This is a genomic window from Myroides sp. LoEW2-1 (assembly GCF_009767705.1).
Lineage (GTDB): Bacteria > Bacteroidota > Bacteroidia > Flavobacteriales > Flavobacteriaceae > Flavobacterium > Flavobacterium album_A.
The window spans coordinates 1-11,752 of the sequence record NZ_WSPP01000014.1 but is presented as its reverse complement, the minus strand read 5'-3'; the positions used below and the strand labels follow the sequence as shown (position 1 = coordinate 11,752).

Genomic DNA, 11,752 nt, shown 5'->3' with positions numbered 1-11,752 from the left:
ATAAAGATTAACCAATAAGGATAAACTCTTAATATCAATAATGGGCTTAAAATCATTTTACTTGATTCATTTTATGCGCACTTCTATACAATTATTTTGCCAAAACACTTTCCACATGATTTGTTTGTACCTTTTTTTTTTAATCATGACACTATATGTGAATAACAAAAACAACTTATTTAAATGAAAATCAATAAGTTATGATTAAATTTATTTTTAGACATTTCTCATACTATGTATTTATGCAGTTTAATCGATAATTGTGTGAAGTTATACTCAACTCTTGAAGTTGCAAATGAGTATGTAATTGTTAAAATAAATGCTATACATTCTGTGCAGACTGCACGCCAAATAGTACTAATTCACACATTCCAAACTTTGGAATAAAAGTTGTAAGACTATAATAGAGAAATGAGAAGATAAAAACTCTAATCAAATTCTAATGTAACATTAATAGAGCTTTAATCTGAATCAAATCTGCTTATAATCAGAATAACATACTTTTGAAATTGTTAAAATCACAGAAAATGCTTAAAAAGTATCTTTACATCGTGGCTTGCATAGCACCTATTGTTATAGGTTATAGCCAAGAGCAAGTAATTAGCTTGACAAGAGAAGAATTAGAAGCTAAGTTTTTAGAACAGAATTTAGATTTATTGGCACAGCGACTTGAAATTTCACAAGCAGAAGCCCAATTAATACAAGCCAGACTATGGCCTAACCCTACTTTTGAAATTTCGGAAGTCAACCTCTGGAAGACAACAGATATAGAAGAACAACCTATCATATTTAAAAACTGGGGGGAAGCGCAACAAATCTCACTTCACTTAGAGCAAGAAATTCAAACAGCTGGAAAAAGACGCAAGAACATCGCCTTGCAAAAACTAACTATTGAAGAAAAGGAAAAAGAGTTTGAAAGTATCCTGCGTGAAGCTAAGTTGGAGTTGAGAAAGAATATCAGTCAATTGCAATTGCTCCAAAAACAATTGAATATATACAATCAGCAAATTGACAAAACTAAAAGCCTTAATAAAGCTTATGCGACTCAGTTAAATCACGGCAATATCAGTCAAGCTGAGTATATGCGACTAAAAGCTGCTGAACTTCAATTAAAAAAGGAATACTTCGAATTGAAGAAAGACTATGAAGAAACACTCAAAGAACTAAAAAACTTCATTAGCATAAGTGAAAACTTGACCATTCAGATCAGTGAAGAACTTAGTTTACCTATCAAAGAAGTCTCTGAAATGCAATTACAAGATTGGGTAATTGACGCTATGGAACTTAGACCAGATGTGTTGTTAAGTAGAAATTTAGAAAAGCAATCTGTCCAGCGATTGGAGATTGAAAAAGCAGAAAGAGTACCTGATTTTACAGTGGCAATTGACTATGATCGCGGAGGTAATATCATGAGAGATTTTGTGGGATTAGGCCTTTCTTTTGACTTGCCAATATTCAATAGAAATAAAGGAGGAATAAAAGAAGCTAAACTCGAAATAGAAAAGACAAAATTAGAAACACAATCCAAGGTAAACGAGATAACCAATGAGATTATTGAGGCTTTTAGAAATTATAACAACGCTTTGAGTCTGTACCAGGAAATTGACAAAGATTACGAAGTCCAATTAGATAAGATTATCGAGGCTTATTTTAGAAATTTTGAAAAGAGAAATGTAAGCCTAATAGAATACTTAGATTTTGTAGAAGCTTATTTAGATAACAAAAACCTCATTTTAGAAACGAAGAAAGATGTTATTGATTACTTCGAAGTTCTTCAATACGCTATAGGAAAAGAATTATAATAAACTAAAAAGATACAATCATGCACAAATATATATATCCCCTATTTCTTCTTACTGCCATAAGTTTGAGTTCTTGTAAAAATGAACAATCAGTATCAGAGATTCAAGACAAGCCTTATTGCGTTCCAGCTGAAGTCAAAGAAGGTCTAAAAATAGAGAAAGTTGTTACTCGTCCTATCGAAAGATCAATCACCTTAAACGGAACTATTGACTATAACAAAGACAAAACTGTTCCTTATATCAGTCTTGTTGACGGCGTTATTACCCATGTTAACTTCTCTATAGGAGATTACGTAAAGAAAGGACAAATATTAGCAGAAATAAACAGTACCGATCTGAGCGAGTTACAAGATGACCTTAAGTCAAGTGAAAGAGATTTACTACTGGCTAAAAGAGAATTAGAATCGACAATGCAAATGTATGAAGACGGCATCTCCTCTCAGAAAGAGTTAATTGAAGCTCAAAGTGAAGTAAGCGTTTTGGAAGCCAAAGTCAAAGCTACCAGATCGAATTTAAATCGATATGAAGCTAATGCTTCAACAGGTTCTTTTTTAATCAAATCGCCTATAACTGGATACATTGTCAGCAAAGATATCGCCAATGGCTCAACTGTTTCTGCTGGAGAAGAAGCTTTGTTTACAGTAGCAGATCTAAGTGATGTATGGGTAATGATCAACGTCTATGCGACGAGTATGAGACACATCAAGAAAGACTTAAAGGTACAAGTAAGTACACTTGCCTATCCAGATGAATACTTTGCAGGGACAATTTCGTTAGTTTCACAAGTTTTTGATAGTGAAGAACGCGTCTTGAAAGCGCAAGTAACCATGAATAATACCGAAATGAAATTAAAACCAGGTATGGCAGCTGATGTAATTATTCAATTAGACGACAATCAAGGAAATGCTCTTGCTATCCCAAATAACGCGATCATATTCGATAATAATCAAAACTATGTGGTAGTCTATAAAGACGACTGTCATCAGGAAATAAGAAGTATATCTCCTATCGCCAAGAATAATATATATACTTATGTCAATGCTAACATAGATGAAAACGACCAAGTCATTACTACAAATGAATTATTGATCTATGAGCAATTAACAAACAAACTATAAAGTAGAAGAAAACATGCAAAAATTTGTTAGAAATATAGTTTCATTTTCTCTTAAAAACACTTTTATCGTCCTTTTTGGGGTTTTAATCTTGCTTTTTGGAGGAATCTATAGTTATATACACACTCCTATTGAGGCATTTCCTGATGTGACTAATACCAGAGCACGTATTATTACGCAATGGCCAGGAAGAAGTGCTGAAGAAATAGAAAAATTCGTCACTCTACCTATCTCGAAAGAGATGAATACCATACCAAATAAAGCAGAGGTACGCTCTATCTCCTTATTTGGATTGTCTGTAGTGACCGTTTTATTCAATGATGAAATAGACGATTTCTATGCGCAACAATACGCATCAAATCGAATGGGCAATGTTAATCTGCCTGAGGGTGCAGACTTTGAAATAGAACCTCCTTCAGGGGCAACTGGCGAAATTTTCAGATACATTATCAAAAGCGACTTGCCGATCAAAGAAGTTACGTCAATTCAAGATTGGGTAATTGAACGCGAATTACTTTCTGTTCCAGGTGTTGCTGATATTGTGAGCTTTGGTGGGGAAGAAAAAATATATGAGATTCAGATCAACCCAACTGAATTGGTTAACTATGATCTTTCGCCATTAGATGTATATGAGGCCGTTGAGAAAAGCAATATAAATGTAGGTGGAGATGTGATTCAACGCGGCGATCAGGCTTATGTTGTTAGAGGGGTTGGCTTATTAGATAACGTGGAGGATATAGAAAATATCCTTATCGAAGTAAAGGGAAATACACCTATATTAGTCAAACACGTTGCTAATGTGAGTATCAGTGCCAAACCAAGATTAGGACAAGTAGGTTTTCAAGATGAGGACGATGTGGTACAAGGGATTGTAGTTATGCTACGCGGAGAGAATCCAAGTGAAGTGATTACTGGTTTGAAAGATAAAATAGAAGAACTCAACGAGCGCATTCTACCTAAGAATGTAAAAATAGAGCCTATCATAGACCGTACTGATTTAGTTAATACAACAGTTCACACAGTAACTAAGAACTTGGTAGAGGGAGTTATACTTGTTTCTATCATCGTATTTATTTTCTTGTACAACTGGCGCACAACTTTTATAGTAGCTTCAGTAATTCCCCTTGCCTTTTTATTCGCTATCATAATGCTAAAAATACAAGGACTCCCTGCAAACCTTATCTCGATGGGAGCTTTAGACTTTGGATTATTACTGGAAGGTACTTTAGTAATTGTGGAGCACGTATTTGTAGGATTAGAGAAAAAAGCAAGTATGGTGGGCATGCAGCGATTCAATAAGATGTCCAAATTAGGTACTATTAAGAAAAGTGCAGGAAGCGTAGCTGGATATATATTCTTTGCGCTTTTAATCTTGATTGTTGCTTTAATGCCAATATTTTCTTTCCAAAAAGTAGAGGGTAAAATGTTCTCTCCACTCGCCTTTACATTGGGATATGCCTTATTAGGATCACTGATTCTGAGTTTAACCTATGTTCCTGCAATGTGTAAAATTCTTTTGACAAAGAATATTGAAGAAAAGGAAAATATGATCTCTCGTTTCTTTAAAAAGAATATATACAAAATGTTTGAGGTAGCTTTTAAAAACAAGAGAGTAACCTTCAGCTTATTTACAGTACTATTAGTGATTTGCGGCGTGCGCTTTCACTACTATGGATCAGAGTTCTTACCGAAGTTAAATGAAGGGGCGATTTATGTGCGTGCTACTCTCCCAAGTAGTATTAATCTTGATGAATCTGTTCGATTAACCAAAGAAATGAAAGGTATACTACGCGAGTTTGACGAAGTTAAGTTTGTTCTTACTCAAACCGGTCGCCCTAATGATGGTACTGATCCAACAGGATTTTTTAATATTGAATTTCACACCGAACTCAAACCAGAGAGCCAATGGAATAGAAGTATTTCCAAGGATGAATTATTAGAAGAAATGCGCGTTGCACTTGAAAAATACCCAGGTATTAACTTTGGGTTCAGTCAACCTATTCAAGATAACGTTGAGGAATATGTTGCAGGAGTTAAGAGTTCTTTGGTTATCAAGATATTTGGCAATGACTTATTTGAACTGGAAGATTATGCTAATCAGGTAGCTAAGAGCATAAAAGACGTACCAGGTGTTACTGACTTAAATATCTTTAAGAATATCGGATTACCAGAATTGAGAATTTCTCTTCACGATCACAAGATGGCAAAATACGCCGTTACTACTGCCGATGCACAAGCAGTGATAGCTATGACTATCGGTGGACAGGCAGCTACTACTTTTTATGAAGATGAGAGAATGTTTGATGTGGTTTTGCGATTCGATAAAAACTATCGTGATTCAGCGGAGAAAATTGGAGATATCCTTATTCCATCCTTAGATGGTAAACAAGTTCCCTTGAAGGAAATAGCAACAATTGATTATCATACGGGTCCTGCTTTTATTTACCGAGAAGGGTCAAGTCGCTATATTGGGGTTGGCTTTAGTATAGAAGGTAGAGATCTTGGAAGTACAATAGCAGAGGCAAAACAAAAAGTAGAAGCCAATGTACACTTGCCTAAATCAAATAAAATCGAATGGGCAGGTGAATTTGAAAGTAAAGAAAGAGCGGCAAATCAATTGATGTTAGTCGTTCCTGTATCTCTTGTATTGATTTTATTCTTGTTGTACTTCAACTTTGGCAATTTTAAGGATACTGCCATTGCCTCCATCACAATTCCATTTGCCTTTATAGGAGGTTTCTTATCCCTATGGATGACAGGAACAATATTTGGAATCTCTGCTGGTATTGGATTCATTATCCTATTTGGTGTGGCGACGATTGACGGTATAGTCCTTATTGGTGTCATGAGAGAAAATATGCGCAAACAAATGGAGCTAATTGACGCTATTAAAGATGGGGTCAAAAGTAGAATCAGACCTGTAATTATGATTGCCTTGATGGGATCTATGGGATTACTTCCTGCAGCACTATCTCATGGCATGGGATCTGAGATACAAAAGCCCTTGGCAATTATGATTGTTGGTGGACTTATTGTATGTATGATTTTATCATTTACAGTATTGCCTTTAATATTCTACTGGGCATATAAGAATAAAGAAAAACAATAACATTATTTTATTTAAGTAGCTAGTTTGAAAGAGGAGATTGACATTTTTGTTGGTCTCCTTTTTTTATTTGTTTGTTTTAATATAAATCTCACATATGATAATCTATGTGGTAGTTAATGGTACAACTACAATAAAAAAGGTCTTATCAAATTGATAAGACCTTTTCCAGTAAGTGTTGTGTTGTATAGCGATTTTTAAATGCTCTTAATTAGTGAATAACAATTCACGATACTTAGTTAATGTCCACAATTCATTGTCCACTTTCATCTCTAACTTATCACTGTGATATCTGATAATATCAAAATATGGCTTAACCTCTTCACAGTATACGTGTGCTTGTTCTTCAATGTCTTCTATGAGATTTGCTTTCTTTCTCGCATTAGTCATCTCAGTAACTTTTGCGTTAATCTCTGCAATGTGGTAACTAATCTTTCTGATGATTTGTAGTTGTTCACTTGCAATATTGCTAAAGTCTTCTTCTCCAAATATTTCTTTAAGCCCTTTTACATTGTCTATAACAAGGTTTTGATAGCGAATAGCAGTTGGGATTACGTGATTTCTTGCAATATCACCTAAAACACGTCCTTCTATTTGGATTCTCTTTACGTATTCTTCTAATTCTATTTCGTAGCGAGCTAATACTTCTTTTCTCGTCATTACATTCATTTCTTCAAACAGAGAAATTGTCGCTTCAGACTTTTTGATTTTCAATGCTTTTGGAGTTGTCTTATTATTACTTAGACCTCTCTTTGCAGCTTCTTTCTCCCAGTCCTCACTATATCCATCTCCTTCAAACAAAATACGCTCACTCTCTTTGATGTATTCACGCAATACATTAAAGATTGCTTCATCTCTTTTTAGACCGTCTTCGCCCATTAACTGATCTACCTGTGCTTTAAATGCTCTTAATTGTTTTGCAACAATCGTGTTTAGTACAGTCATTGGTCCAGCACAATTGGCAGTTGAACCTACAGCTCTAAACTCAAACTTATTACCTGTAAAGGCAAATGGAGAAGTTCTATTTCTATCGGTATTGTCAAGTAGCACATCTGGAATTTTCCCAACTACGTTGAGTTTTAAATCAGTCTTTTCTTCAGGAGATAGTTTTCCATCGGTTACCTCTTTCAACTCCTCTAACACTTTTGTCAACTGCTGTCCAATGAATACAGACATGATAGCAGGTGGAGCTTCATTAGCACCTAATCGATGATCATTACTTGCTGAGGCGATTGCCGAACGCAATAACTCTTCATTCTCATTTACAGCTTTAATCGTATTGATAAAGAAAGTTAAGAATTGTAGATTGCTCTTCGGTGTCTTACTGGGACTTAATAGGTTTACTCCCGTATCAGTTGCTAAAGACCAGTTGTTGTGCTTACCAGATCCATTCACCCCTTTGAAAGGCTTTTCATGGAACAACACTTTAAAGTGATGACGCTCAGCCACTTTTTTCATTACATCCATTAACAAAGAGTTGTGATCCACAGCTAAGTTTGTCTCCTCAAAGATTGGAGCCAACTCAAACTGATTCGGAGCTACTTCATTGTGTCTTGTTTTAACTGGAATCCCCAACAATATACAGTTGTTCTCTAAATCGTGCATATAATTCAACACACGAGTCGGAATAGAACCAAAATAGTGATCATCAAGCTGTTGTCCTTTTGCAGCAGTGTGCCCCAAAAGTGTTCTTCCAGTAGTTAAGATATCGGGTCTTGACTCTGCTAAAGCAGAATCCACAAGGAAATACTCTTGCTCCCATCCTAAAGTAGGTATTACTTTTTTGACATTTTTATCAAATAACTTTGCTATTTCTGTAGCTGCATCATCGATAGCATTAATAGCTTTTAAAAGAGGTGTTTTATTGTCTAAGGCTTCACCAGTATAGGCAATAAATACAGTTGGGATACACAAAGTAGAGCCAAATATAAATGCTGGAGAGGTTGGATCCCATGCAGTATAACCTCTTGCTTCAAAAGTATTTCGAATACCACCGTTTGGAAAACTCGATGCATCTGGTTCTTGTTGTACTAATTGGCTACCGTTAAACTTTTCAACAGGATCGCCATCGAATTGCGTTTCAAAAAAGGCATCGTGCTTCTCTGCTGTAGTACCAGTTAATGGTTGAAACCAGTGAGTGTAGTGTGTTACTCCTTTTGATAAGGCCCATTCCTTCATACCTAAAGCAATGTAATCGGCTAACCTTCTATCAATTTTAATCCCTAACTGGGCATTCTTTACTGCCTGATAAGCTTCAGGAGTTAAAAATTGACGCATAGACTTATCATTAAAAACATTGTCACCAAAAATTAATGATTTTCTACCCAGCTCCTCTACTTTAACAGGTTCTCTTGACGCTGCTTTCTCAATTGCTCGAAAACGAAATGTTGACATAATTATTGTTTTTCAGAAGGCACCCCCTCTATTAGTGATGCAAATGTATGAAAAAGTTCAAAAAAACAACCAACACCCCCTTGTTTTTTTACTCAATCATGTAAAAAATAATCTTTACAACCTACCACCCCCTGGTCAAAGTCAAAATATAGCAAACCAATTATAGCCTCGTACAGCTTAATTAACCCTGTATTCTCCCTTTGTTTTAATACTTAGGGATAGTGCGACTTAACTCGAAAGTAAAAAGGGCAGAAATAAAAAAAGAGAAGCTAAATTAGCTTCTCCTTCTCTTACTATGTTGAATTGTAATTAAAGCTTAATTACATCTTCTTCTTTAAAGTTGTATTTCTTTACTAACTCATCGTAGCTTACTCGCTTAGATGGCACAACATTATTAGCTGACTTAATTTCTTTCGGGTCATCTGCCTGAATATAAACCAGTCTAAACACAAGTCCTTTGGTAAAACTTATTTGTCCTACCTTATCGTAATTTACTAAATCGTGATTTCCTCTTGCAAATAAATCAACATTAAAAGGACCAAAGTTATAAAAGTACTTGATACTTGATTTTTCCTCTTTTCCATTAATGTTTAGCACGATATCGTTATACTCTCTTGGTAAAGGCGTCCATATAGGTGCATCCTTATCAACACCATCTAAAAAGTATACAAATACAGCATCTCCTAATCCTAAATCAATAGGGTGTTCAATTCTATACTCATTACTTTGATTTGGCACCTCTTTATTCTGTACAAAATTAACATCAAACTTTTCATACACTGCAATAATACCATTGCCATTACCATTACCATTACCAGATCCCGGAGGTCCTGGAGGCCCCGGAGGTCCTTGTGGTCCGTCTGAACCAGTACAACTTGCTGCAACTACTCCTCCAATGATTAATAGTGCAATACCAAAAAACTTTTTCATAATAACTCTACATTAAAATAATAAAACGTAATGTACTACCTTTTTAGTATTAATCACTATTACCTTAGTATAAATTTAAGATTACTCCTTGTGAATCGCTCTATTTATCTCTTCTTGAATTTCTTCATAGCGTTTTGCTAAATCTTCGCTAATTCGCCCAGCGTGCTTTTTTAAGCTTCTCAATTGAAAACCATATACTAAGCTTGATACCCCCAAGAAGATAAAAGTAAAGGCCGTCCAATACACAATAGTAAATGCTCCAAAAGTAAAGTTAGCAACCATCATCACAGAGAAGATAAGACCAATTAATGCAAGAATGAAAATACCGAACCAATTCTTTGCTCCGTATTCCTTTAATTCAAATGATACAGCCATTCCTCTAAATGAACGGAACATTAAGATAATTCCAATATAGATCGGCAGGATAGCCATTGATAACTCCATCGAGTTAAGAAGTATTAACCCTAAAATAGTATCTATCACACCTCCGAATAACAACCATCCGAAGTTTTCAAGTTCATTCCTATTGACTAAGGCAAAAATAATTTCTGATATCCCTGAAACTAAGAACAAAAAGGCAAATAGCCAAGTTAACGTAATAAAAGATGCTAATGGAGTGGAGAAAATAAAGAACCCACCTATCATAAAAAATATACCCAAGATAACTGGTATATACCAATGTTTCACATTGCTCTTAATGTGTTTTAAAATACTTCTGTGTGCCATAATATAGATTTTTGTTTAATTCCCAATCAAATTTTATTCCCTTTACTCCATTATAAGAAGTAAATTTGTCATTCGAATAAGGTTATTTCTATAAATTTACTACAAAATACTATAAATGAAAAAGTTATCAGCACTTATAATTTCACTTCTAAGTCTAAGTCATTTTTGCAATGCACAGCTGCTAAGCCCCAAATACGATAAACAAGAGATACTGAACAGTATTGAATTAGCTACTGACCTACACAAAGCATATCCCAAAGACTCTTTAAATGATCTAACGAATTACGAAAGGATTTACTCATCAAATGATATAGGCTTAACTAATAAGTGGTCACTGTATAAAAATGAAAAGGGAATCCACGAAATTGCAATTAGAGGTTCTGTCAACAAAGGCCTAAGCTGGATGGCCAACTACTACGCGGCAATGATTCCAAGTACAGACAGTATAAAATTAGATGCTAATACTACAGTCTATTACAAATTATCAGAAGATTCTCGAGCAGGAGTTCACGCGGGATGGACTATTGCCTCTTTGTATCTGATGCAAGATATCAAACCGAAATTAGACAGCTTACTTTCTCATGGACATAGGGATATTATTATTTCAGGGCATAGTCAAGGGGCTGCAATCGCCATTTTGCTTACTGCAAATTTATATCAGCAACAAAAAGATAACAAGCTTCCAAAAGATCTGAGAATAAAGACCTACGCAATCGCTGCACCTAAACCAGGTAATCTGTATTTTAGTTATCAATACGAAGCACTCACAAGGCAATGGAGTTATACAGTTATCAATACTTTAGATTGGGTACCTGAAGTACCACCTACTACGCAAATGCTAAGTGATTTTAATGCTATTAGTCCTTTTTCGGATAAAGAAACTACCAAAATGTTTAAAGGAATTAGCTGGCCCAAAAGATGGTTTGCACAAGGCATATTCAAAGGGCTTAAAAACCCTACTAAAAAATCTGTCAAGAAGTACAACAAGTATTTAGGTGGTTTTATATTTAAACAAATCCACAAAGATTTACCTGAACTACAAGAACCAAAGTATCTTCAAAATGCCAATTACCACAGGGTAAGCAACCCTATTATTCTTAATGGTATCCAGGATAAAGAATATATGAAGACGTTTAATGAAGTTGAAAGTATCATGACGCACCACAATCCACCAGCTTATAAGTATCTTACAAATAAACAACTTTAATACAACGGCTATCTTTTAATGAGATAGCCTTTTTTTGTTCCCCCCTTACTGAAAAGAATGGTCGAATAAAAAGCTTTATCTACATCAAAAAAAAAAGAGACTGGTTAGGTCTCTTTTACACAATACAATTTTTCAATTGATTATAGTTATAGTTAGGTTAGGGTTGTTCTATGTTTAATTCTTTTTTAATCTTATTACTTGGCACAAGATACACATCTTTGTTATTTTATCAATTAAATAAAACAAACAACTATTATTTTTACATTAAACACATTAAAATAATCCACATTTACAAACACAAACCATTTACTTACCAAGTATTATTAATGTAAAAACAAAATTTTAACATACTGTTTGCAAAAAAAATCAACTATAAGGATATGATATTTTTTAAGATGTTACTCAGATATAGTCTTTTTTAGAGCATCAATCCTCGTAATACTCTATTCTATCTATATTGAGGACATATTAA

7 protein-coding genes are annotated in these 11,752 nt (G+C 34.6%); 4 read left to right on the top strand and 3 right to left on the bottom strand.

The features are described from left to right. Positions 1 to 527 precede the first annotated feature (527 nt). The 3 genes from GOQ24_RS01460 to GOQ24_RS01450 are packed head-to-tail and all read left to right on the top strand — an operon-like array spanning position 528 to position 6,026. The gene (locus GOQ24_RS01460; protein WP_160338983.1) at positions 528 to 1,802 is read left to right on the top strand and encodes a TolC family protein; all 1,275 of its coding nucleotides are present in this window, start codon (positions 528 to 530) and stop codon (positions 1,800 to 1,802) included. A gap of 20 nt (positions 1,803 to 1,822) precedes the next feature. Continuing rightward, positions 1,823 to 2,920 carry an efflux RND transporter periplasmic adaptor subunit gene (locus GOQ24_RS01455; protein WP_160338982.1) on the top strand — a complete coding sequence of 366 codons (1,098 nt, stop codon included), beginning with the start codon at positions 1,823 to 1,825 and terminating at the stop codon, positions 2,918 to 2,920. Positions 2,921 to 2,933: 13 nt separating this feature from the next. Then, positions 2,934 to 6,026 carry an efflux RND transporter permease subunit gene (locus tag GOQ24_RS01450; protein ID WP_160338981.1) on the top strand — a complete coding sequence of 1,031 codons (3,093 nt, stop codon included), beginning with the start codon at positions 2,934 to 2,936 and terminating at the stop codon, positions 6,024 to 6,026. Between the two features lie 204 nt (positions 6,027 to 6,230). Here the strand turns inward: GOQ24_RS01450 and GOQ24_RS01445 are convergent, their stop codons facing one another. The 3 genes from GOQ24_RS01445 to GOQ24_RS01435 form a co-directional block, all read right to left on the bottom strand. Continuing rightward, entirely contained in the window at positions 6,231 to 8,417 is a 2,187-nt protein-coding gene (locus GOQ24_RS01445; RefSeq protein ID WP_155091514.1) for a glutamine synthetase III, read from the bottom strand. Between the two features lie 309 nt (positions 8,418 to 8,726). Then, on the bottom strand, positions 8,727 to 9,347 hold the full coding sequence (locus GOQ24_RS01440; RefSeq protein ID WP_160338980.1) for a hypothetical protein: 621 nt from the start codon (positions 9,345 to 9,347) through the stop codon (positions 8,727 to 8,729). Positions 9,348 to 9,428: 81 nt separating this feature from the next. Continuing rightward, on the bottom strand, positions 9,429 to 10,073 hold the full coding sequence (locus tag GOQ24_RS01435) for an HdeD family acid-resistance protein (RefSeq protein ID WP_155091516.1): 645 nt from the start codon (positions 10,071 to 10,073) through the stop codon (positions 9,429 to 9,431). Between the two features lie 115 nt (positions 10,074 to 10,188). On the opposite strand from GOQ24_RS01435, the gene GOQ24_RS01430 reads away from it, so the two are divergent. Next, positions 10,189 to 11,280: a lipase family protein gene (locus GOQ24_RS01430; RefSeq protein ID WP_160338979.1), complete on the top strand. Its 1,092-nt coding sequence runs from the start codon at positions 10,189 to 10,191 to the stop codon at positions 11,278 to 11,280. Positions 11,281 to 11,752 lie beyond the last annotated feature (472 nt).

Coding starts and splice junctions, on each gene's coding strand:
- GOQ24_RS01440 (WP_160338980.1), bottom strand. CDS start 9,347: ATGAAAAAGTTTTTTGGTATTGCACTATTAATCATTGGAGGAGTAGTT.
- GOQ24_RS01435 (WP_155091516.1), bottom strand. CDS start 10,073: ATGGCACACAGAAGTATTTTAAAACACATTAAGAGCAATGTGAAACAT.
- GOQ24_RS01445 (WP_155091514.1), bottom strand. CDS start 8,417: ATGTCAACATTTCGTTTTCGAGCAATTGAGAAAGCAGCGTCAAGAGAA.
- GOQ24_RS01430 (WP_160338979.1), top strand. CDS start 10,189: ATGAAAAAGTTATCAGCACTTATAATTTCACTTCTAAGTCTAAGTCAT.
- GOQ24_RS01450 (WP_160338981.1), top strand. CDS start 2,934: ATGCAAAAATTTGTTAGAAATATAGTTTCATTTTCTCTTAAAAACACT.
- GOQ24_RS01460 (WP_160338983.1), top strand. CDS start 528: ATGCTTAAAAAGTATCTTTACATCGTGGCTTGCATAGCACCTATTGTT.
- GOQ24_RS01455 (WP_160338982.1), top strand. CDS start 1,823: ATGCACAAATATATATATCCCCTATTTCTTCTTACTGCCATAAGTTTG.